Annotated in this window: 18 protein-coding genes; 11 read left to right on the top strand and 7 right to left on the bottom strand. The window is 63.9% G+C overall.

What is annotated here, in order from left to right:
- The coding region (locus tag MRBLMC3_RS21110) for a CoA-transferase (RefSeq protein ID WP_363756247.1) at positions 1-139 on the bottom strand (139 nt) is incomplete at its 3' end.
- Positions 140-270: 131 nt separating this feature from the next.
- On the bottom strand, positions 271-1,272 hold the full coding sequence (gene thiS / locus MRBLMC3_RS21105; RefSeq protein ID WP_363738041.1) for a sulfur carrier protein ThiS: 1,002 nt from the start codon (positions 1,270-1,272) through the stop codon (positions 271-273).
- Between the two features lie 110 nt (positions 1,273-1,382).
- On the opposite strand from thiS, the gene aroQ reads away from it, so the two are divergent.
- The 7 genes from aroQ to polA all read left to right on the top strand — a co-directional run bounded on the left by aroQ (position 1,383) and on the right by polA (position 9,649).
- On the top strand, positions 1,383-1,823 hold the full coding sequence (gene aroQ, locus MRBLMC3_RS21100) for a type II 3-dehydroquinate dehydratase (RefSeq protein ID WP_133653307.1): 441 nt from the start codon (positions 1,383-1,385) through the stop codon (positions 1,821-1,823).
- Positions 1,824-1,907: 84 nt separating this feature from the next.
- The gene (gene accB, locus MRBLMC3_RS21095; RefSeq protein ID WP_363832093.1) at positions 1,908-2,387 is read left to right on the top strand and encodes an acetyl-CoA carboxylase biotin carboxyl carrier protein; all 480 of its coding nucleotides are present in this window, start codon (positions 1,908-1,910) and stop codon (positions 2,385-2,387) included.
- A gap of 14 nt (positions 2,388-2,401) precedes the next feature.
- The gene (gene accC, locus MRBLMC3_RS21090; protein ID WP_133653305.1) at positions 2,402-3,754 is read left to right on the top strand and encodes an acetyl-CoA carboxylase biotin carboxylase subunit; all 1,353 of its coding nucleotides are present in this window, start codon (positions 2,402-2,404) and stop codon (positions 3,752-3,754) included.
- A gap of 13 nt (positions 3,755-3,767) precedes the next feature.
- Positions 3,768-4,112 (top strand): arsenate reductase (glutaredoxin), encoded by a 345-nt coding sequence (gene arsC / locus MRBLMC3_RS21085; RefSeq protein WP_363832090.1) that lies wholly within the window; start codon positions 3,768-3,770, stop codon positions 4,110-4,112.
- A gap of 292 nt (positions 4,113-4,404) precedes the next feature.
- On the top strand, positions 4,405-5,133 hold the full coding sequence (locus MRBLMC3_RS21080) for an alpha/beta fold hydrolase (protein WP_363738034.1): 729 nt from the start codon (positions 4,405-4,407) through the stop codon (positions 5,131-5,133).
- A gap of 129 nt (positions 5,134-5,262) precedes the next feature.
- Positions 5,263-6,483: a cytochrome P450 gene (locus MRBLMC3_RS21075; RefSeq protein ID WP_166666371.1), complete on the top strand. Its 1,221-nt coding sequence runs from the start codon at positions 5,263-5,265 to the stop codon at positions 6,481-6,483.
- A 379-nt stretch (positions 6,484-6,862) separates the two neighbouring features.
- The gene (gene polA / locus MRBLMC3_RS21070) at positions 6,863-9,649 is read left to right on the top strand and encodes a DNA polymerase I (RefSeq protein ID WP_363832087.1); all 2,787 of its coding nucleotides are present in this window, start codon (positions 6,863-6,865) and stop codon (positions 9,647-9,649) included.
- Positions 9,650-9,791: 142 nt separating this feature from the next.
- Here polA and MRBLMC3_RS21065 read toward each other — a convergent pair whose 3' ends face one another.
- From MRBLMC3_RS21065 to MRBLMC3_RS21055, 3 genes are all read right to left on the bottom strand, one after another.
- Positions 9,792-11,252: a mannose-1-phosphate guanylyltransferase/mannose-6-phosphate isomerase gene (locus tag MRBLMC3_RS21065; RefSeq protein WP_363832084.1), complete on the bottom strand. Its 1,461-nt coding sequence runs from the start codon at positions 11,250-11,252 to the stop codon at positions 9,792-9,794.
- Between the two features lie 122 nt (positions 11,253-11,374).
- The gene (locus MRBLMC3_RS21060; protein WP_363738028.1) at positions 11,375-11,647 is read right to left on the bottom strand and encodes a zf-TFIIB domain-containing protein; all 273 of its coding nucleotides are present in this window, start codon (positions 11,645-11,647) and stop codon (positions 11,375-11,377) included.
- A 6-nt stretch (positions 11,648-11,653) separates the two neighbouring features.
- Positions 11,654-12,346: a Bax inhibitor-1/YccA family protein gene (locus MRBLMC3_RS21055; protein ID WP_363832115.1), complete on the bottom strand. Its 693-nt coding sequence runs from the start codon at positions 12,344-12,346 to the stop codon at positions 11,654-11,656.
- A gap of 320 nt (positions 12,347-12,666) precedes the next feature.
- Between MRBLMC3_RS21055 and cysS the strand changes: the two genes are divergently transcribed.
- The 4 genes from cysS (at position 12,667) to MRBLMC3_RS21035 (ending at position 17,019) form a co-directional block, all read left to right on the top strand.
- Positions 12,667-14,202, top strand: a complete 1,536-nt coding sequence (cysS, locus tag MRBLMC3_RS21050; protein WP_363832082.1) for a cysteine--tRNA ligase — start codon at positions 12,667-12,669, stop codon at positions 14,200-14,202.
- A gap of 124 nt (positions 14,203-14,326) precedes the next feature.
- A complete protein-coding gene (locus MRBLMC3_RS21045; protein WP_363738024.1) occupies positions 14,327-14,644 on the top strand; it encodes a Rap1a/Tai family immunity protein in 318 nt (105 codons plus the stop codon).
- Positions 14,645-14,735: 91 nt separating this feature from the next.
- Positions 14,736-16,106, top strand: coding sequence for a class II 3-deoxy-7-phosphoheptulonate synthase (locus tag MRBLMC3_RS21040; protein ID WP_363832080.1), 1,371 nt, complete (start codon positions 14,736-14,738; stop codon positions 16,104-16,106).
- 163 nt (positions 16,107-16,269) lie between these two features.
- A complete protein-coding gene (locus MRBLMC3_RS21035; RefSeq protein ID WP_363832077.1) occupies positions 16,270-17,019 on the top strand; it encodes a ParA family protein in 750 nt (249 codons plus the stop codon).
- Between the two features lie 72 nt (positions 17,020-17,091).
- On the opposite strand, the gene MRBLMC3_RS21030 is transcribed toward MRBLMC3_RS21035, so the two are convergent.
- Complete coding sequence (locus MRBLMC3_RS21030; protein WP_363832074.1) at positions 17,092-19,392, bottom strand: putative bifunctional diguanylate cyclase/phosphodiesterase; 2,301 nt, start codon at positions 19,390-19,392, stop codon at positions 17,092-17,094.
- A 156-nt stretch (positions 19,393-19,548) separates the two neighbouring features.
- On the bottom strand, positions 19,549-21,309 hold the full coding sequence (locus MRBLMC3_RS21025; protein WP_363832071.1) for a fatty acyl-AMP ligase: 1,761 nt from the start codon (positions 21,307-21,309) through the stop codon (positions 19,549-19,551).
- Positions 21,310-21,380 lie beyond the last annotated feature (71 nt).

The raw sequence follows: 21,380 nt of genomic DNA, 5'->3' as shown, positions 1-21,380 counted from the left end.
TGACCCCGCTGTCGCGGATCGCGTCGATCAGCCGTTCCGGTATCCCGCACAGCCCAAATCCGCCCGCGCACAAATGCATCCCGTCAAAGAGAAGCCCCTCCAACGCGCGCGCAGCATCGGGGTAAAGCTTGTTCACCATCGCCAGTCCTCCTGTCCGGGAATCCGCCCAAGGAGATAGAAGCAACCCGGCAATGGGTCAATTTGCTGCGATCGCGAAAACATGCGGCCGTGCTCCTGCACAGGCAGGAGCCCAGTTCGGACTTCAGAAAATCAGATCAACCCCGCCAGCGGGCTCGACGGATCGGCATACATGCGCTTGCCCATGCGGCCGGCGCGATAGGCCATGCGGCCCGCCTCGACCCCCGCCTTCATCGCCGCCGCCATCAGCACCGGATCCTTCGCCTCGGCAATCGCGGTGTTCATCAGCACGCCGGTACAGCCCAGTTCCATCGCCTGCGCCGCTTCGGACGCGGTACCCACGCCCGCGTCGACCAGCACCGGCAGCCTGGTTCCCTCCACGATCAACCGGATGGTCACGCGATTCTGGATGCCCAGGCCCGACCCGATCGGCGCGCCCAGCGGCATGATCGCCACCGCGCCCGCATCCTCCAGCCGCTTCGCCGCAATCGGATCATCGACGCAATAGACCATCGGCTTGAAGCCTTCCCTGGCCAATATCTCCGTCGCCCGCAGCGTTTCCACCATGTCGGGATAGAGCGTCCGCGCCTCGCCCAGCACTTCCAGCTTCACCAGATCCCATCCGCCCGCCTCACGCGCCAGGCGCAAGGTCCGGATCGCCTCCTCGCCCGTGTAGCAGCCCGCCGTATTGGGCAGATAGGTGATCTTCCGGGGATCGATAAAGTCGGTCAGCATCGGCGCCTTGGGGTCCGATACATTGACGCGCCGCACCGCCACGGTGACGATCTCCGCCCCCGAAGCCGCGACCGCCGCCGCATTCTGCTCGAAATCCTTGTACTTACCCGTGCCGACGATCAGGCGCGATCGGAAGGTCCGGCCCGCCACGGTCCAGCTATCCTCATCCACCGGCGACACATCGCCGCCGCCCACAAAATGCACGATCTCCAACTCGTCCCCATCCTCGACGCACACCTGCGCCAGGGTCGATCGCGGCACCACCTCCAGATTGCGTTCCACCGCCACCTTTTCCGGCACGAAACCCAGTTCGCTCGCCAGTTCCGCCAGCGTCATGCCCGCGCGGATGCGGCGATGCTCGCCATTGATATGGATGGAGATGGTTCCGTCGACGCTCACTATCCGGTCCTGTCAAACAAGGTGTCTCGACTTGGCGCGACACGAAGGGCTAAAGATCAGCGCGCATATAGGGGCGTCAACGCCCCACCCGCAACCTCAAGGGGACCGTCATGACCGAAACGCGCAAAATCTATGTCCTGAACGGTCCCAACATCAACATGCTCGGCACGCGGGAGCCGGAAATCTACGGCTATGACACGCTGGACGACATTGCCGAGCGAATGGAGGACGCCGCCAACCGCGCCCATGTGGAGATCGATTTCCGCCAGTCCAACCATGAAGGCCATCTCATCGACTGGTTGCAGGAGGCGCATGCGGAGGGCGCGCACGCCGTCATCCTCAACGCCGCCGGCCTTACCCACAGCTCCGTCGCGCTGCACGACGCGATCAAGGCCATCACCGTCCCGGTGATCGAGGTACATCTGTCCAACCCGCACCGGCGCGAGGAATTCCGCCATAAAAGCTATATCGGCATGGCGGCGAAGGGCACCATCGCGGGCTTTGGCGCCCTGTCCTACATGCTGGCGCTGGAAGCGGCGCTCGAACTGTAACTCGACGCACATAAGTTGCGCTCCGGCGCAAATGCGCATAGGCGCGGGCATCGGAACACGAAATTCACCGTCCAGGGAATGAAAATGAACGACAAGGCTGAAAAGGGCGCAATGCAGGTGGACGTTCAACTGGTGCGCGATCTCGCTGCGCTGCTCGACGACACCAACCTGACGGAAATCGAGGTGGAAGACGGCGACCGGAAGATCCGCGTCGCGCGCAAGGCGGGCGGCAACGCCGCACCCGCCTATATCGCCGCCCCGGCTCCGGTCGCGGCCGCTCCGGTCGCCGCGCCTGCCGCTGCTGCCGCTCCGGCGGAGGCGCCGGCCGCGACCAACGCCATCCGCTCGCCCATCGTTGGCACCGCCTATCTCGCCGCCGAACCGGGCGCCACGCCCTATGCGGCCGTCGGCTCCACCGTGAAGGCAGGCGACACCGTGCTGATCGTCGAGGCCATGAAGGTCATGAACGCTATCACCGCCCCCCAGGCGGGCACGGTCAAGGCCGTCCTGGTCGATAATGGCCAGCCGGTCGAATATGACCAGCCGCTGATCGTCATCGAATAAGGGCCGCTTCACACATGGCCATTGAAAAGCTGCTGATCGCGAACCGGGGCGAAATCGCGCTCCGCATCCACCGCGCCTGCCATGAAATGGGCATCAAGACGGTGGCCGTCCATTCGACCGCCGACGCCGACGCCATGCATGTGCGCCTTGCCGACGAGGCGATCTGCATCGGCCCGCCGGCCGCGAAGGACAGCTATCTCAACGTCGCCGCGATCATCTCCGCCGCCGAAATCTCCGGCGCGGACGCGATCCATCCGGGCTACGGCTTCCTGTCGGAAAACGCCCAGTTCGCGGAGATCGTGGAGGCGCATAACATCGCCTTTGTCGGGCCGAAGCCCGAACATATCCGCATCATGGGCGACAAGGTGGAGGCAAAGCGCACCGCCGGCGCGCTCGGCCTGCCGCTGGTCCCCGGTTCCGACGGCGCGATCACCAGCGTCGAGGAAGCGAAGGAAGTGGCCGCGAAGATCGGCTACCCCGTCCTCATCAAGGCGGCATCGGGCGGCGGCGGGCGCGGCATGAAGGTCGTGCCCTCCGAAGACCAGCTCGAAACGCTGATGAAGCAGGCAGGCAGCGAGGCGAAGGCCGCCTTCGGCGACGACACCGTCTATATGGAAAAATATCTGGGCAATCCCCGGCATATCGAATTTCAGGTGTTCGGCGACGGCAACGGCAACGCCATCCATCTGGGCGAGCGCGACTGCTCGCTCCAGCGCCGCCACCAGAAGGTGCTGGAGGAGGCGCCCTCCCCCGTCCTTTCCGCCGCCGAGCGCAACCGCATGGGCGAAGTCGTGCGCAAGGCGATGGCCGACATGGCCTATCGCGGCGCCGGCACGATCGAATTCCTCTGGGAAGACGGCGAATTCTACTTCATCGAGATGAACACCCGCCTTCAAGTGGAGCATCCGGTGACGGAGATGATCACCGGCGTCGACCTGGTGCGCGAACAGATCCGCGTGGCGGAGGGCAAGCCGCTCTCGGTCGAGCAGAAGGATCTGGTCTTTACCGGCCATGCCATCGAATGCCGCATCAATGCGGAGGATCCCAGGACATTCGCCCCCTCTCCGGGCACCGTCACCAGCTATCATGTTCCCGGCGGCATGCACGTCCGCGTCGATAGCGGCCTCTATCAGGGCTACAGGGTGCCGCCTTATTATGACAGCATGATCGGCAAGCTGATCGTCTATGGCCGCACCCGCGAGGGCTGCATCATGCGGCTGAAGCGCGCGCTGGAGGAATATGTGATCGAGGGGATGAAGACCACGATCCCGCTCCACCAGAAGCTGCTGACCGATCCCGATTTCCTCAACGGCGACTATACGATCAAGTGGCTGGAAGAATGGCTGGCAAGGGACGAGGCGCAGTGAAGGCCATGACGGCATGAGGGCGACCATCTGGCACAATCCGCGCTGCTCCAAGTCGCGGGCGGCGCTCGCGATCCTGGAGGAGGCGCCGGGCGTCGATGTGGAGGTCGTCGAATATCTCAAGACCCCGCCCAGCCGCGTCGAAATCGAGGCCGTGCTGAAAAGGGCGGGCGTCCGCCCTTCCGAAGCGATCCGCAAGGGCGAAGGCGTCGTCAAGGAAATCGGCCTTGATGTGCAGGACGACAAGGCCGTGCTGGACGCGATGGCCGCGCACCCGATCCTGATCGAGCGCGCCATCGTCATCACGGACAAGGGCGTCGTCATCGCCCGCCCTCCCGAACGGGTCCATGAGATTCTCTAGAGCGGGTTCGATCTGATTGAATCAGATCGCCGCTCTGGATTCCTTGTTTTTCGCGATTTCTTGATCAGCGATCGGTTCCGATCGCTTGGAAATCGCTCCAGGACGCCGCTCCTGTCCACATATGCGATGACCGCCGCTGGACATTGCGGGCTGCGACCTGTCGCCTCTATTGGAAGCATCGTTCGGAAAGGGTCGGAACCGGCCCCTTCCGAAATGATGCGACAACAAGAACCTGCGCCGATTTCCGGACGATTGGTGCCGGGCACTGGTCAGGCAATCGGAGGATGGCAGAATGGCGCGCTACATATTGATCCATGGCGCCTGGCATGGCGGCTGGTGCTGGGAAGAGATCGCGCCACGGCTGCAAGCGCTCGGACATGATGTTCGCGCGCCCGACCTGCCGGGCATGGGCGCCGACGCGCCATCGGGCCACGTCGCCACGCTCGAGGAATGGGCGATGTTCGTGGCGGGCATGGCCCGGGCCGCGGACGAACCGGCCATCCTTGTCGGCCACAGCCGGGGCGGCATCGTCGTCAGCCGGGCGGCAGAACTGGCGCCCGACGCGGTTTCCCACATCGTTTACCTGGCGGCGGTGATGGCCCTGCCGGGGCAAAGCATGGCGGAGATCTTCGACAACAGCACGGAAGCGCGCACGCCCCATGTCGCGGGCTCCATCAGCATGGCGCAGGACGGCCGCACCAGCCTCTGGCATGACCAGGATACGGCCTTGCGCGCCTTCTACGGCATGACGTCCGAAGCCCAGGCGGCGGCGGCATTCGCGCGCCTGACGCCCGAACCCACCTCCATGCGCGACGCGCCCATCCATCTGACGGCGGCACGCTACGGCACGGTGCCGCGCACCTATATTCATTGCGAACGGGATGAATCGGTCCTGCCCGGACTGCAACGCGCGATGGTGACGGCGCAGCCCTGCGCGACCGCATCCCTCGACACCGATCATTCGCCCTTCTATTCCGCCCCCGACGATCTCACCGCCCTGCTCGACCGCGTGGGCCGCTGACAGCCTGTCCCTTGCGACGCAGCCGCCATCCCGCGCGGCGCGTCGCATCGGCCATGTGATTTGACGATGCGCCGGATTTACGATCCTGCGCCGCCTTTCTAGCTCTTCGTCCAAATGATGGAGACACCCATGGCAACGCAGCCTGCACAGGTCAGTGACATTCCGCCTCATGTGCCAGCGGAACTGGTGGCGGATTTCGACGCCTACCACCCGATCCTGGCCGATGAAGATTATCAGACGGCATTCAGCCGGCTCAACGATGCGGCCATACCGGATATATTCTGGTCCCCCTATAATGGCGGCCATTGGGTGCTGAAGCGCCGCGACCACATCATGGAAGCCTTTGCCGATCCGGAACGCTTCACCTCGCGCAACGGCGTCTCGGTAGATTCGCGCTTTCAGGCCAATATGGGCCTGCGTCCCCGGCTGATCCCGATCGAGGAAGATCCGCCGCGCCAGCAGGTCTATCGCAAGCTGTTCGCCTCGGCCTTCACCGCTGTCCGCGTGAAGGACCTGGAAAAGGACGCCCGGTCGCTGGCGATCGAACTGATCGATGAGATAGCACCCAGGGGCCGCTGCGAATTCGTGACGGAATTTGCCCAGCATCTGCCCATCCGCATCTTCATGCGGATGCTCGGCCTGCCGGAGGAGGACAGGCTGCGCCTCCTGCCGCTCGCCGCCAAGCAGGTGCAGGCCAGCGCCGACAAGGGCGCGGCCATGGCGGAACTGGCGCAATATATCGGCCAGCGTGTCGCCGAACGCCGCGCCGCGCCGGGCAGCGACCTGATCAGCCACATCGCGACGGCGCAGGTCGAAGGCGACCTGATCAGGATCGAGGATGCCGTCGGCGTCTGCCTGCTCCTGCTGATCGGCGGATTGGACACGGTGGCGACGATGATGAGCCAGATCATGTGGTTCCTCGCCCAGCGGCCGGAACATCGCCATGCGCTTCTGGCCGATGAGAATCTCCTGCCGAACGCGATCGAGGAATTCCTGCGCCGCTTCTCGCTCACCAACCCGGCCCGGTCGGCCGCCAGGGACATGGATTTCCACGGCGTGGCGATGCGGGCGGGGGACATGGTGATGCTGTCCACCCCCACCGGCGCGGTCGACACGACCATTTACGCCGACCCTCTTACGGTGGACTTCGCGCGGAAATCACCCACCAAGGCAACCTTCGGCGCGGGGCCGCATGTCTGCCCCGGCTCCATGCTGGCCCGCGCGGAAATCAAGGTCATGCTGCAGGAATGGCTGAAACGCATCCCTGACTTCGGCCTTGACCCCGAAGCAAGGCCGAAGATCACGACGGGCGTCAACATCACCGTCGATAGCCTGCCGCTCAGCTGGTAGCAGATAGTTCGACCCCGCCCCATGGCGTGACCGGAAAGCTACAGAGCGGCCGAAAAACGTCCTATTTCTCCAACAAGGGCCGCTTTTGGCTGTCCTACAGCAGGCGGGCGGGCCTATCCCGCCCGCTCTTTGAAACATCGTGAAAAATCATGGCCCGCCTTCCACGCGCGCGCGGGCATGCGCGCGCATATGGTGTGAACTTCGGCAAAAAATGACGTAAATCCGCCCTCTCCGCCGGCCTGTCCGCTTCGGCCGGCATCCAATTTCCTTTGGATCAACAAACCGGACGCCCGCTCGCCGGGCATGAGGGGGACGGCCGCACCGCCGGCAACCAACAACGCCACTGGAGGCCCCCCGCATAACCCGCTATCCCCTCCCCATGCCTCAGAATCATCTCTATCTGGTCGACGGCAGCGGCTATATCTTCCGCGCCTATCACCAGCTTCCGCCCCTTACCAACAAGCATGGCCAGCCCGTCGGCGCGGTCTATGGCTATACCACCATGCTCTGGAAACTGGCCGATGAACTGGGCAAGGCCGAAGGGCCGACCCATCTTGCCGTGGTGCTGGACAAGGGCAGCCACACCTTCCGCAACGACATGTATGACGCCTACAAGGCGAACCGTCCCCCGGCGCCGGAGGATCTGGTCCCCCAGTTCCCGATGATCCGCGACGCCACCCGCGCCTTCTCCCTGCCCTGCATAGAGGAAGCCGGCTTCGAGGCCGACGACATCATCGCCAGCTACACGAAGGCCGCCGTCGCGGCAGGCTGGCACGTCACGATCGTCAGCTCCGACAAGGATCTGATGCAGCTCATCCAACCCGGCGTCGACATGTACGACACGATGAAGAACGAGCGGCGCGGGGCGGAATATGTGATGACGAAATTCGGCGTCCGGCCCGATCAGCTGGGCGACGTCCTCGCCCTGATGGGCGACAGCGTCGACAATGTTCCCGGCATTCCGGGCATCGGCCCCAAGACCGCTGCCAAGCTGATCACCGAATATGGCGACCTGGAAGCCGCGCTGGAAGCCGCGCCGGGCATGAAGAAGTCGAAGATGCAGGAAAACCTGATCGAACATGCGGACATGGCCCGCCTGTCGCGCAGGCTGGTGGCGCTGCATGATGCCATGGACCTGCCCGAACCGCTCGACGACCTGACGCTCAAAGGGATTCCGCTCGAACCGCTGCAGGCCTTCCTCGAACATCACGGCTTCAAATCGCTGCTCGCCCGCGCCGGCGCCCCCGCCGCGGCCGTGGCGGTCGCGACCGCAGCCGCCGCCGTCACCGAACGCGCCGCCCCCTCGGCCCCGGTGCTGGAGGAAGAACCGCCGATCGACCGCAGCCTCTATGAAACGGTGGTGACGGAAGACGCGCTCGACCGCTGGATCGCCGCCGCCCGGGCCGAGGGGCTGGTCGCCGTCGATACGGAGACGGACATGCTCGACTGCGTGTCCTGCGCGCTGGTGGGCGTCAGCCTCGCCGTCGGTCCCAACGCGGCCTGCTACATTCCGGTCGGCCATGGCGGCAAGGACATGTTCGCGGAGAAGCCCGAACAGCTTCCCAGGGATCTGGTCCTCGCCAGATTGAAGCCGCTGCTGGAGGACGACAGCGTCCTCAAGATCGGCCAGAACCTCAAATATGACATCACCGTCCTGCGCCGCCACGGGATAGAGATCGCCCCCTATGACGACACCATCGTCATGAGCTTCGACCTCGACGCGGGGCAGAGCCTGGCAGGCCACGGCATGGACGAGGCGGCGAAGGTTCACCTGGGGCACACATGCATCAGCTTCAAGGACGTCTGCGGCACCGGCAAGAGCCAGATCAGCTTCGCCGAAGTCCCGCTCGACAAGGCGACTGAATATGCGGCGGAGGATGCCGACGTCACGCTTCGCCTGTGGAAGCTGTTCAAGAGCCGCGTCGCGAACGAAGGCGCCAGTCGCGTCTACGAACTGGTGGACCGCCCGCTCGTCGCGGTGATCGCGAAGATGGAGCATGAAGGGATCAAGGTCGACCGCGAGGCCCTTTCCCGTCTCTCAACGGAATTCACCGCCGAGATCGCAAAGCTGGAAGGCGAGATCCATGGCCTCGCGGGCCAGCCCTTCGCCATCGGATCGACCCAGCAACTGGGCGCGATCCTGTTCGACAAGATGGGCTACAAGGGCGGGAAGAAGGGCAAGTCCGGCGCCTATTCGACCGACGTCACCATATTGGAGCAGCTCAAGGCCCAGGGCGCGGAAATAGCGGGCAGGATCCTCGACTGGCGGCAGCTTTCCAAGCTCAAGTCCACCTATACCGACGCGCTCCAGGCGCAGATCAACAAGGACACCAGCCGCGTCCACACCAGTTACAGCCTGTCCGGCGCGCAGACCGGCCGCCTGTCATCGACCGACCCCAATCTCCAGAACATCCCGATCCGCACCGAAGTCGGCCGGCAAATCCGCCACGCCTTCGTCGCAGAGCCGGGCAATGTCATTCTGGCGGCCGACTACAGCCAGATCGAGCTGCGCCTTGCGGCCCATATGGCGGACGTGCCCGCGCTGAAGGAGGCGTTCGCGAACGGCGAGGACATCCATGCCGCCACCGCGCAGCAACTCTTCGGAGAGGTCAATCGCGACACGCGCGGCCGGGCCAAGACCATCAACTTCGCGATCCTGTACGGCATCAGCCGCTGGGGCCTTGCCGGACGGCTGGAGATCAGCGCCGACGAGGCGCAGGACATGATCAGCCGCTATTATGAACGCTTCCCCGGCATCAGCCTCTACATCACCGACACGATCGAAAAGGCGCGCTCCAAAGGCTATACGGAGACGCTGTTCGGCCGGAAGACGTGGTTCCCCCGCATCAAGGCATCCATCCAGCACGAGCGCCAGGGCGCCGAACGCGCCGCGATCAATGCGCCGATCCAGGGCACCAGCGCCGACATCATCAAGCGCGCCATGGCCCGCATGGGACCGGCGCTCGCGGCCCAAGGGCTGCACCAGGTCAAGATGCTGCTGCAGGTTCACGACGAACTGGTCTTCGAACTGCCCGAAAGCGACGTGGAGCAGGCGAGCGCCATTATCCGGCGCGTGATGGAGACTGCTGCCGAACCGATCGTGAAGCTCAGCGTGCCGCTGGGGGTGGAAATCGGCCATGGCCCAAGCTGGGGCGCAGCGCATTAAAGCTTTCCTGTGAGAGGAAACGCTCCAGTCTTTTGATGCCGCATTTCCCGAGCCGTTGGCCGTAAACGGTCAACTTGAAAAATACTCCGAAGTCCCTTTCCCGACCCGTCGTCCCAGCGCAAGCCGGGATGACGGGTGAGCTTCACTTCCGCGCGTATCGATCCTCGTACCGCACGATGTCATCCTCCCCGAAATAGGTGCCGGTCTGCACCTCGATGAAGACCACGGGTATCTTGCCCGGATTCTCCACTCGATGCCTCGCGCCCGAAGGGACATAAAGCGACTGGTTTTCCGTCAGCAGCGTCACGTCGTCGTCCACCGTGACCTTGGCGGTTCCTTCGACGACGATCCAATGTTCCGACCGATGGAAATGGCTCTGCAGGCTCAACGACTGCCCTGGCTGCACCACAATCCGCTTCACCTGGAAACGATCGCCGGCCAGCAGACCTTCCACCCAGCCCCAGGGCCGGTGATCCTTGGGAAAGCGCTCTGCCTGCGCTGCGCCCTTTTGCTTCAGCGCCTCGACGGCCAGCTTCACATCCTGCGCGCGCGCCTTGTCCGCGATCAGCACCGCGTCGTTCATCGCCACCGCAATGATGTTGCTGAGCCCGATGCCGACCAGTTCCATGCCCTCGCTGTCCGACCGCAACAGCGTATCGCTGCAATCAATGGCCGTCGCGCCACCGCTTAGCGTCACGCCGACCGCATCCGGGCCGGCATGGCTCCACACCGCGTCCCAGCCACCCAGGTCCGACCATGCCGATCCATAGGGCACGACCGACAGATTGTCGGCCCGTTCCATGATGGCATAGTCGATGGAAATATCCGGCGCGCCGTCCCACGCCTCCGCCGCCAGCCGCAGGAAGCCCAGATCGCCCTCCGCGACCTCGACCGCCGGCCGCACCGCAGCCAGCACGTCAGGCGCATGCACCTCGAAGGCGGCGATCAGATCCTTCGCCGCGAACAGGAAAATCCCCGCATTCCAGAGATGATCGCCGCTCGCCAACATCTCGGCCGCCCGCAGCGCGTCCGGCTTTTCGACAAAGCGCGCCAACTTGATCGGTTCACCCGATCCATCCGGCCGGGCGACAACCTGCAGATAGCCATAGCCCGTTTCCGGCCGCGTCGGCTGAATGCCGAAAGTCACCAGATCGCCGGCACGCGCCGCCGCCAGCCCCTGACTCACCGCCGCGCGGAAGGCCTCTGCGTCGGGTACCACATGGTCGGAGGGCGCGACCAGCATCACCGCCTCCGGATCGCCCGCCATCAGGTGCAGCGCGGCCGCCAATATGGCGGGCGCCGTGTTGCGCACCGAAGGCTCGATCATGATGGCCCGCGGATCGGCGCCCTCCTGCGCCAGTTGCTCCGCAACGATGAAGCGGAAGGCCGCGTTGGTCAGAACGACGGGGCGGCCAAAGGAGAAACCCTTCCCTTCCCCCGAAAGTCGCCGCACGACAGAGCGGAACAACGTCTCATCGCCCAGCAAAGGCACGAACTGCTTGGGATAGGATTTGCGCGAAAGCGGCCAAAGCCGCGTCCCTGATCCACCGGCCAATATGACTGGCGTAACCTGCTGAAATTCCTTTTCGTCAATACGCGGCATGCAACTCACTCGAACAAGGCGATCCGTCGTGATGGGACCGTATCCGACCTCTTAGCGGCATTCCATGAAAGCACCTATGGCGCAGCCCCAAAAAAAACGGTCCGCAACCAGGGCCGCTTCTGTCAGTCGAAAAGCTCTTCCAGAAAGCTCTTCTTCCGCTTTTTCTGATAATATCGGCCATCGTCCTGGCGGCCCCGGTCCGGGCGGTAGCTTGCCGGCGGAGCCGGGATGCCGCCTGACGAACGCTCGATGATCTTGTCCAGTTCACCCCGGTCCAGCCAGACGCCGCGACATTGAGGGCAATAATCGATCTCCACCCCCTGCCGGTCCGTCATGGAGAGCCCCACATGACAGACCGGGCAGAGCATGGCCGACACAGCGGCCTGGTCCCGCATTGGCTGTTACTCCCGCTCGCCGGTCAGGTTGAGCAGCATCTGGAACAGGTTGACGAAGTTCAGGTAGAGCGACAACGCACCCATCACCTGCATCTTCTGCGCCACTTCATGGCCAGCGTAATAGAAATATTCCGACTTGATGCGCTGAACGTCCCAGGCGGTCAGACCCGTGAAAACCACCACGCCGATGATCGAGATCACCATCGCCATGGCCGAGGAGCCGATGAATATGTTGATCAGGCTCGCGACCAATATGCCGATCAGGCCCATGATCAGGAACGATCCGAATTTGGACAGGTCGCGCCCAGTGGTATAGCCCCACAGCGCCATCGCCAGGAACATCACCGCGGCGGAGAAGAAGGCCTGCGCGATCGATCCGCCGGTAAAGACCAGGAAGATGCTGGCGAGCGACACGCCCATCACCGCCGAAAAGGCGTAGAAGGCCATGCGCGCGCCTGTGGTCGTCATCTTTTCGATGCGGAAACTGAAGAAGAACACGAAGGCCAGCGGCGCGAAGATCGCCACCCATTTGAGCGGCGTGCCGAAGATCGCGGCGGCCAGCGCCGGCGTATTGCCGATGAAAGCGGCGACCAGCCCGGTGATGACCAGGCCTAGGCCCATGTTGCGGAAAACGCCCAGCATGTGCGCGCGCAGCCCGGCATCGGTCTGCGCCGTCTGGCTCGCACCATAGCCCGGCATAGGAACGCGATTGTTCACGGCGTTATCACTCCATCCAAAAAACCAGTCTTGACGGATCGAGTGGCCCGGCGCGGTCTTCGTGCAACGTCAGAGGGGGGCAAACGCACACGAACCTGCACCGAGCACACTCGATGCGGTCCGACATCGCGGTTGGATGTCACATCATCCAACCACCAGAGGGGCCCGGCCCGCATCAGCAATATCGGTGGGCAAACGCGCCAATGCAAGGGATGGCGCGGAGGGAGGCTCTGCCAGCAACAATTTATTACAAATGCCAAGGCCAGTTGACGCCTTGGCCCGATCGCCGCATGGCTGCGCGCATGAGCGACCAGTTCACCCCCGCCCAGCAGCATGCCGACGCGTCCCTGCGCCTGTTCAACAGCCTGACGCGCAGCGTGGAACCCTTCGCCCCGATCGAGCCGAACCACGCCCGCGTCTACAGCTGCGGCCCGACCGTCTACAACTATCCCCATCTCGGCAACCTGCGCGCCTATGTCTTCACCGACACACTGCGCCGCACCCTGCAGTGGAAGGGGCTCATCGTCACCCATGTCATCAACATCACCGATGTCGGCCATCTGACGTCGGATGCGGATGCCGGCGACGACAAGATGGAGGCCGCGGCCCGTGCCCAGGCCAAGAGCATCTGGGACATAGCGGCCCATTATACCCAGGCGTTCAAGCAGAACATCACCGATCTCAACATCATCCCTCCCAGCGAATGGACGGTCGCCACCGACTATGTCCCGCAGATGATAGCCTTTGCGGAGAAGATCGCCCCGGCCCATTGCTACGAACTGGAAACGGGCCTCTATTTCGACATCAGCACCGTGCCCGATTATGGCGCGCTGGCCGGGGGCCGGGACGACGCGGCGCATGCCCGGATCGATCCGGTCGCGGGAAAGCGCAACCCCAGCGACTTTGCCATCTGGCGCAAGTCGCCACCCGGCGAGCAGCGCCAGATGGAATGGGATTCACCCTGGGGCAGGGGCGCGCCGGGCTGGCACCTGGAATGTTCGGTCATGAGCGAAGCCCGGCTTGGCCATCCGTTCGATATCCACACCGGTGGCATCGACCATCGCGAAATCCATCATCCCAATGAAATCGCGCAGAACCAGGCATTCCGCAGCTGCTGCGGCGAAGCGGACGCGGCGACCGCGGGCTTCACCGGTGCGAAATGGTGGATGCACAACAATTTCCTGGTGGATCGACAGGGGAAGATGAGCAAGTCGAAGGGCGGCTTCACCACCCTCTTCTCGCTGATCGACGCGGGCGTCCATCCGCTCGCCTATCGCCTTCTTTGCCTGGGCGCGCATTATCGCAGCGAGCTGGAGTTCAGCGCGGACAATGTCGGCGCCGCGCTCACCCGCCTGAAACGCCTTGTCATGGGCGTGGAAAATCTGAAGGCGCGGGCCGAGGGCGTGACATGGCAGTCGCTGCGGCTCGACTGGCTGCGCGCCAATCTGCATCCCAGGCTCGCGCCTTTGCTCGAACAGTTCGACGCGGCGATCAGCGATGACCTGATGACGCCCCGCGCACTGCCGCTGCTGGAGGAAACCATCGCCATGAAGAAGGTGCCGGTGGACGAAAAGCTCTGCCTTATCGCGGCTTTCGATCAGGCGCTGGGCCTCAACCTGCTGACCATCGGGCGCGCCGACCTGCGGATCCGGCCCCGGGATGCGGCGATCATGCCCGAAGAGATCGAGGCCGAACTGGATCGCCGCCAGCAGGCTCGCGCCGAAAAGGAGTTCGCGTTGTCGGACGGGATACGCGACGCCCTGATAGAGCGGGGGGTGGAGGTCATGGACGGCGATCCGCTGCGCTGGGACTGGCGCCTGACACTCGAGGCGGCTTAAGGTTCCAACCACTGAGGCAGAGCGTGCGGCGGATCAGCCCGCCCGTTTGTACTTATGTCAGGCAAGCGGGCATATTCCGCCCATGCTAAAAGCCGCAACCGCAGCGTTCATGGGGATTGGCGCCATGGCGACAATGCCCCCCGTTGCCCCGGCGCAAAGCTATATGTTCGAGACGGGCACGACCCTGCTCGCCAAATGCCGCAACAAGGCGCCGGAATATGCGCTCGCCTGCACCGCCTATATTGTCGGTGCGGTGGACGGCATCAAGAAAGACGTGTTCATCGGCCGGGCTCAGCCCAATTGCTGGCCAGCCCAAATGGATGCGCAGGAAGTGAAGCGTATCGTCCTGGCCTATCTCGCCCGCTACCCCGACCAACGCCAGGCGCCCGCCTCCGTCCTTGTCAGCGTGGCGCTCAACGAACATTATCCTTGCCAGAAATGACGCCCCCCGGCCCACAACTGCTATAAACTTGCGTTGGCCACTGGTTGCGCGTAGGTGCGGCCCCTATTTTACGATCTTTGGGAGACTCGACGTGGCGGCGAAGTGGACGCCGGAAAGCTGGCGCAGCCAAAAGGGCATTCAGATGCCCGTCTATCGTGATGCCCAGGCGCTTGGCGCCGTGGAGGCGCAGCTCAGCCAGTTTCCCCCGCTCGTCTTTGCCGGCGAAGCGCGCAGCCTGAAGGCCGAACTTGCCAAGGTGACCGCAGGCGAGGCGTTCCTGCTGCAAGGCGGCGACTGCGCGGAGAGCTTCGCGGAGTTCCACCCGAACAATATCCGCGACACCTTCCGCGTGCTGCTGCAAATGGCCGTGGTGCTGACCTTCGCGTCCAAGCTGCCGATCGTGAAGGTCGGCCGCATGGCGGGCCAGTTCGCCAAGCCGCGTTCCTCCGATACGGAGACGATCGGCGGCGTGGAACTGCCCAGCTATCGCGGCGACAATGTGAACGACATCGCCTTCACGGCGGAGGCGCGCGAACCCGACGCAGGGCGCATGATCCGCGCCTACAACCAGTCTGCGGCGACGCTAAACCTGCTGCGCGCCTTTTCGACCGGCGGCTATGCCAGCCTGGACCGGGTCCATGGCTGGATGCTGGATTTCATGGGTCGCAGCCCCTGGGCCGCGAAATTCGAGGCGATGGCCGACCAGATCGGCCAGGCGCTCGATTTCATGCGCGCCTGCGGCCTGTCGCCCGACACCGTGCCCCAGCTTGGCGGAACCAGCTTCTATACCAGCCACGAGGCGCTGCTGCTGCCCTATGAGCAGGCGCTGACCCGGCAGGATTCGCTGACCGGCGACTGGTACGACACCTCCGCCCATATGCTGTGGATCGGCGATCGCACCCGGTTCGAAGGATCGGCGCATGTCGAATATCTGCGCGGCATCGGCAATCCGATCGGCATGAAATGCGGCCCCAGCCTGGAGCCGGATGCGCTGATCCGCCTGCTGGACGTGCTGAACCCGAGCCGGGAAGCCGGTCGCATCACGCTCATCACCCGCTATGGTCATGACAAGATCGAAGCCGGCCTACCCAAACTGGTCCGCGCTGTCCTTCGCGAAGGTCATCCGGTGGTCTGGTCCTGTGATCCGATGCACGGCAATGTGATCAAGGCAGCCAACGGGTACAAGACGCGGCCGTTCGACCGCATTTTGGCGGAAGTGCGTGGCTTCTTCGCCGTTCACCGGGCGGAGGGCAGCTTCGGCGGCGGCATCCATGCCGAAATGACCGGGCAGAATGTGACGGAATGCACCGGCGGAGCGATCGCCATCACGGACGAGGGGCTGGCCGACCGCTATCACACCCATTGCGACCCGCGCCTCAACGCCGCGCAGAGCTTGGAACTCGCGTTCCTGCTCGCGGAAATGCTGAACGAGGAGCTGAAGGAACGCCGGGCGGCCGCCTGATCCTTCGCAACGAACCATCTCATCCCGCCGTGCCTTTGCCGCGCGGCGGGATTTTTCATGCCGTCGCCGCCGTGTCGTCGGACATGACCCACCCTGTCACGACGCTGTAACATTGCCGTGATTCAGCCCTTGCTTTGGCGGTGCAGCAAGATAGCCTCCGCACATGGCAAAGGAACCGCAAGTGGCGACCATCGCCGTTTACAGCCTGAAGGGCGGAGTTGGGAAAACCACCTTCGCGATCAACCTCGCCTGGGCGTCGGCCAGCATCTCGAAGCGGCGAACGCTGCTCTGGGATCTCGATCCGCAAGCCGCGTCAAGCTGGCTGATCTCCACCGACAGCGAAAGCCGCGATGCCGCGCACGCGATCTTCAGCAAGGATGTGGAGGTTCGCAAGCTGATCCAGCGGTCCACCGTGCCGGGCCTGGACCTGATCGCCGCGGACACCTCGCTGCGCAGCCTCGACCATCTGTTCCGGGAGATGGACAAGAAGAAACGTCTCGCCAAGCTGATCGAGAGCCTGGGCAAGGATTATGACCGCATCATCCTGGATTGTCCGCCCGGCCTGACCGAAACCAGCGAGCAGGTGTTGCGGGCGGCCGACATGATCGTTATTCCCGTCATCCCCTCTCCCCTGGCCCAGCGGGCCATGGGAGAAGTCGCCCGCTATCTGGTGCAGCGCGGCGGCAACCACCCACCGATCATGCCGGTCTATTCCATGGTCGATCGCCGCCGCGCGCTGCACCGCGCTGCGCTGGAAGCGCAACCCGGCTGGCCAGCCATTCCCATGGCCAGCGCGGTTGAGCAAATGGCTGTTCGTCGCAAGCCGCTTGGCGCTTTTGCGAGTTCGTCCCCGCCCGCTCAGGCCTTTGCGGGACTTTGGACGATGATCGAGCGGCAGGTTCAGAAACGTTAGGAGGTTGAGAGCAGGTTCGCTTGTTTTCCGCGCTTTTAACCAGCAATCGGTTCCGATCGCTCGAAAATCGCTCTAGGCGCTGGCCCGTGCCTGACGTGCCGGAAAGAGCGCCGCCGCTTCGGCCGCCGGCATGGGCCGCCCGAAATAGAAGCCCTGAATCTTGTGGCAGCCCAAACCACGGACCATCGCCAGTTCGGCCTCGGTTTCGACACCCTCCGCGGTGGTCGCCATGTCCAGGCTTTCGGCCAGCGTGACCACCGCGCGCATGATCGCGAGACTCTCGGCCTTGTTGTTCGATGCGCCCACCACGAAGCTGCGATCGATCTTGATCGTATCGAACCGCGTTCGGCTGAGATAGCCGAGCGAGGAATAGCCTGTGCCGAAATCGTCGAGCGACAGTTGGACGCCCAACCCTCGCAATTGGTCCAGGATCTTGAGCGCTCCGGTATCAGCGTTGACGAACACGCTTTCGGTCACTTCCAGCTCCAGCCGCCGCGCCTCCAGGCCGCTTTGGGCAAGCGCCGACACCACGGCGCCGACAAAGCTGGGATGGGTAAGCTGCTGGGCCGAGACATTGACCGCGATCCGTATATCCTCAGGCCAGCATGCCGCTTCCTTGCATGCGGTCCGCAGCACCCATTCGCCGATCGGTCCGATCAGCCGCGCCTCTTCCGCGACCGGAATGAACTTTGCCGGTGAGATCGGTCCCATGTCCGGGTGGGTCCAGCGCACCAGCGCCTCGAACCCGACGACACTCCCCTGCCGCGCTTCCACCACCGGCTGGAACAGCACATGCAGTTGATTCTTTTCCAGCGCATCCCGCAGCGCCAATTCCAATTGGCGCCGCTCCTCCGCCTGGGCATGCAATTGCGGTTCATAGGGGCAATGCACGCCGCCCCCGTCGCCCTTCGCTCGATAAAGGGCAAGGTCCGCGCTCCGGATCAGCGCTTCTGATTCATGACCGTCCTGCGGCGACACGGCCGATCCGACAGACGCGCCCACGTAAAGCGTATGTTCGTCGACCTGATAGGGCGCGGAAAGGCCATTGATGATCCTGGCAGCCAGCTTTTCGACGTCCTGATTGTCTCCCAATTGCGTGATGACCACGGCAAATTCATCGCCGCCGATCCGCCCGCAAAATTCCGCGCCGGAACAAATATATCGCAACCGGCGCGCGACCTGGGTCAGCAGCTGGTCGCCGATCTGGTGACCCAAGGTGTCGTTCACCGCCTTGAACCGATCGAGGTCAATCATCAGGAAAGCGCAGCAGCCAGCACGCACCGGCCCCCGTGATGCCGCGCCGCTCATGCTTTGATCGAGCACGTCGCGCAGATGAGTCCGGTTCGGCAAGCCAGTCAGGGGATCGAACCTGGCGAGCTGCGCGATCCGATCCGCCGATTCCCGCTGCTCGGTAATGTCGGAGCCGACACCGCGAAAACCGAGAAAGGCACCGCCCTCGTCATAACGTGGGGAGGCGGACAGTTCCCACCATCGCACCGCGCCATCCTGCTCAACCGGCAGCACGATATTGCTGAAGCTTTCCCGCTGCATCAGATGGCCCGCCAGCGCATGCAGCTCGGTGGGGAACAGGCCGCTCTCCCACGCACTGCCTGCCAGCAATTGCACCAGCAACAACCCTTCCACCTCGGCCGGGGTACGGCCCAGCATTTCGGCGAGGCGCGGCGATACGTCGCTCAACCGCCGCGCCGGATCGGTCTGCCACAGCCAATCGGACGCGCCATGCTCATATTCGCGCAGCAGCAGGCTGACGACCTCGCTCTTTTCCTCCAACTGCACGCTGGCGCTATGCTGCCGGGCGAAAGTCCGCGCATAAAGAAAGCAGCCGACCAGAAGCGACAGGGCGTAGCTGGTGGCAAGGGCAAGCAGCGGCGTCTGATCCCGCGCATCGAAGAGAAAACAGAGGCCGACGATGCAGGGCAGCAGGAAGCCTGTCGCCGCCAGCGGAGTGGCCGCATAGCTGATCGCGCCGCAAACCATGATGCAGCTGATCAGCGTCCAGTGCGCCACCAGCAGGGAAGCACCGTGCCCCGAGGAAAGCGTCATCATGCAGGTCGCCCAGATGAGGCCATGAAGCAGCCCGGTAAAGCCATGGAGCCGGAGATCGGCAACGCTTGCGGCCGCGCCATTCCGTCTGCGCCGCAGAAAGGCGCCGATGACCATGGAGAAGAGCAAGGCCGCGCTCCACAGCATCAGCCCCCGTACGGATCCATGGTGGCCGAAAACCTGCCAGAGGAACAGCAGGCCAAAGACGTTCATTGCCTGCCGGAGAAGCGCAACATCATCGGCCGAGCGCAATTGTGCGGCGAGCACGCGCTCGGCGGCGTCGCCCGGCACAATGACGAGACCCATCATGGCTCGAAGCGATATCCGCTCCCGAGAAATCGGTTCAGAAGATGGCCCTTGCCCGCGTTTCACCCGGTCGGATTAGCAGCAAGCAGTTAGCAATCCGTAACAGCGGCGCACGGGAAGGCGAAAAAAGCGATACCGCCAGCGCTGCCGCGCAAGGGGTCAGGCTGCGATATCGTAAGGCCGGATTTCGCCGGTCAGATAGAGGTTGCGCGCCTTCGACCGGCTGAGCTTGCCCGAACTGGTGCGCGGCAAAGTGCGTGGCGGCACCAGCTCCACAACGCAGTTCATGCCGGTGATCGCGCGGACCCGTTCACGGATCTGGTCGCGCAACCGCGTGCGTTCGTCATTGTCGGAGGTACGGCAATGCACCAGCACCGCGGGCGCTTCCTCACCACCCGGCGTGGTGATCGCGAAGGCCGCGATGTCGCCTTGCTTGAAGCCGGGGAGCTGCTCCACCGCCCATTCAATGTCCTGGGGCCAATGATTCTTGCCGTTGATGATGATCATGTCCTTGGCGCGGCCAACGATGTAGAGATAGCCGTCGCTGAGATACCCCATGTCGCCCGTGTCCAGCCAACCGTCGACCATGCAGGCTTCGGTCGCTTCAGGATCGCGGAAATAGCCGACCATCAGCGATGGGCCGGTGGTCCACACCTTGCCGATCTGGCGCTCGTTCATCAGGCCGCCATCCTCGTCCCGAATCTCCACGATCATGCCGCGCGCGGGCTTGCCGCAATTGACGATGGAACGGAAACGCTGCGGACGGCCCTCGGTCGCGTCGCCGCCCGAGAGGTCGGTTTCCTCGACTAGTTCGACGATGATCCCCTCGCCCGGCGGCATGATGGTGACGGCCAGCGTCGCCTCGGCCAGGCCATAGCTCGGCAGGAAGGCCGTGGGGCTGAACCCCGCGTCGCCGAATGCATCGACGAAGCTCTGCATCACGTCGGGGCGGATCATATCCGCGCCATTGCCCGCCAGCCGCCAGCGCGACAGGTCGAAGCGATCCTGCGCCTTGGTCTGGCTGGACATGCGGCGCGCACAGATGTCGTAGCCGAAGGTCGGCGAATAGCTGATCGAGGTGCCTTCATTGCGGCTGATGAGGTCCAGCCACGCCAGCGGACGGCGCGCGAAATCCTCGGTCTTCATATAGTCGGTCGACACCTGGTTGGCGACCACGGACAGGAAGCAGCCGACCAGCCCCATGTCATGATACCAGGGCAGCCAGCTGATGCAGCGGTCGCTGTCCTGCAATTCCATGCCATGGCTGTGCGCGGCAAGATTGCTGAGCAGCGCATGATGCGTGACCGCGACGCCATGGGGGAAACGGGTCGAACCGCTCGAATATTGCAGATAGGCGATCTCCTCGCCCCTCGCCTGCGGCAGGTCGCAGGGCACGACATCCCGCGCGATGAAATCCTCGAAGGCGATGCTCTCGACATTCTTCTGCCGACCGGACTCGCCCGCCATCTCCTCCAGTTCCTTGGGAAAGAGGAACAGCATCGGGTCACAGCTCGACAGCTGAACATTCAGCTGGTCGATATAGCTTTCCTTGCCGCCGAAGCTGGTCGGCAGCGGCAACGGCACGGGCCAGGCGCCAGCGTAGACGATGCCGAAGAAAAGCTGCGCGAAATCGGCGCCCGTTTCTGCGACCAGCGCCACGCGATCTTCCGGCTTCACCCCATGGGCGATCAGCCGGTGCGCGCAGGCGACGGCATCGGCCCGCAGCTCCGAAAAGGGATAGGGCCGGGCCAGATTTCCACGGGCATCGTGGAAATTCAGACCCCGCCGCCCGGTCGCAGCATAATCCAGCGCTTCCCCCAGCGTCTCGAAATCCGAGAAGCGGCGGGGCAGGTCGTCGGTGGTCGGCGTCGGTGCCATCATGCTTTGCGAACCCGTCATATTGGTGTCACCCAATGTCATGTTTGTCATATTCCGGCGCGCCGCTAACAGCTTTCAAGCCTCTTTGCACCGGATAGTTGCATTCCAGCTTG

This window comes from Sphingobium sp. LMC3-1-1.1 (assembly GCF_040676285.1).
In the GTDB taxonomy this organism is placed as follows: domain Bacteria; phylum Pseudomonadota; class Alphaproteobacteria; order Sphingomonadales; family Sphingomonadaceae; genus Sphingobium.
Note: the sequence above shows the minus strand (reverse complement) of the source record. Positions and strands in the feature narration are given on the sequence as shown.

Coding starts and splice junctions, on each gene's coding strand:
- MRBLMC3_RS21035 (WP_363832077.1), top strand. CDS start 16,270: ATGGCAAAGGAACCGCAAGTGGCGACCATCGCCGTTTACAGCCTGAAG.
- accC (WP_133653305.1), top strand. CDS start 2,402: ATGGCCATTGAAAAGCTGCTGATCGCGAACCGGGGCGAAATCGCGCTC.
- MRBLMC3_RS21030 (WP_363832074.1), bottom strand. CDS start 19,392: ATGATGGGTCTCGTCATTGTGCCGGGCGACGCCGCCGAGCGCGTGCTC.
- MRBLMC3_RS21065 (WP_363832084.1), bottom strand. CDS start 11,252: ATGCCGCGTATTGACGAAAAGGAATTTCAGCAGGTTACGCCAGTCATA.
- cysS (WP_363832082.1), top strand. CDS start 12,667: ATGAGCGACCAGTTCACCCCCGCCCAGCAGCATGCCGACGCGTCCCTG.
- MRBLMC3_RS21080 (WP_363738034.1), top strand. CDS start 4,405: ATGGCGCGCTACATATTGATCCATGGCGCCTGGCATGGCGGCTGGTGC.
- MRBLMC3_RS21075 (WP_166666371.1), top strand. CDS start 5,263: ATGGCAACGCAGCCTGCACAGGTCAGTGACATTCCGCCTCATGTGCCA.
- aroQ (WP_133653307.1), top strand. CDS start 1,383: ATGACCGAAACGCGCAAAATCTATGTCCTGAACGGTCCCAACATCAAC.
- MRBLMC3_RS21060 (WP_363738028.1), bottom strand. CDS start 11,647: ATGCGGGACCAGGCCGCTGTGTCGGCCATGCTCTGCCCGGTCTGTCAT.
- arsC (WP_363832090.1), top strand. CDS start 3,768: ATGAGGGCGACCATCTGGCACAATCCGCGCTGCTCCAAGTCGCGGGCG.
- MRBLMC3_RS21045 (WP_363738024.1), top strand. CDS start 14,327: ATGGCGACAATGCCCCCCGTTGCCCCGGCGCAAAGCTATATGTTCGAG.
- polA (WP_363832087.1), top strand. CDS start 6,863: ATGCCTCAGAATCATCTCTATCTGGTCGACGGCAGCGGCTATATCTTC.
- MRBLMC3_RS21055 (WP_363832115.1), bottom strand. CDS start 12,346: ATGCCGGGCTATGGTGCGAGCCAGACGGCGCAGACCGATGCCGGGCTG.
- accB (WP_363832093.1), top strand. CDS start 1,908: ATGAACGACAAGGCTGAAAAGGGCGCAATGCAGGTGGACGTTCAACTG.
- MRBLMC3_RS21025 (WP_363832071.1), bottom strand. CDS start 21,309: ATGACATTGGGTGACACCAATATGACGGGTTCGCAAAGCATGATGGCA.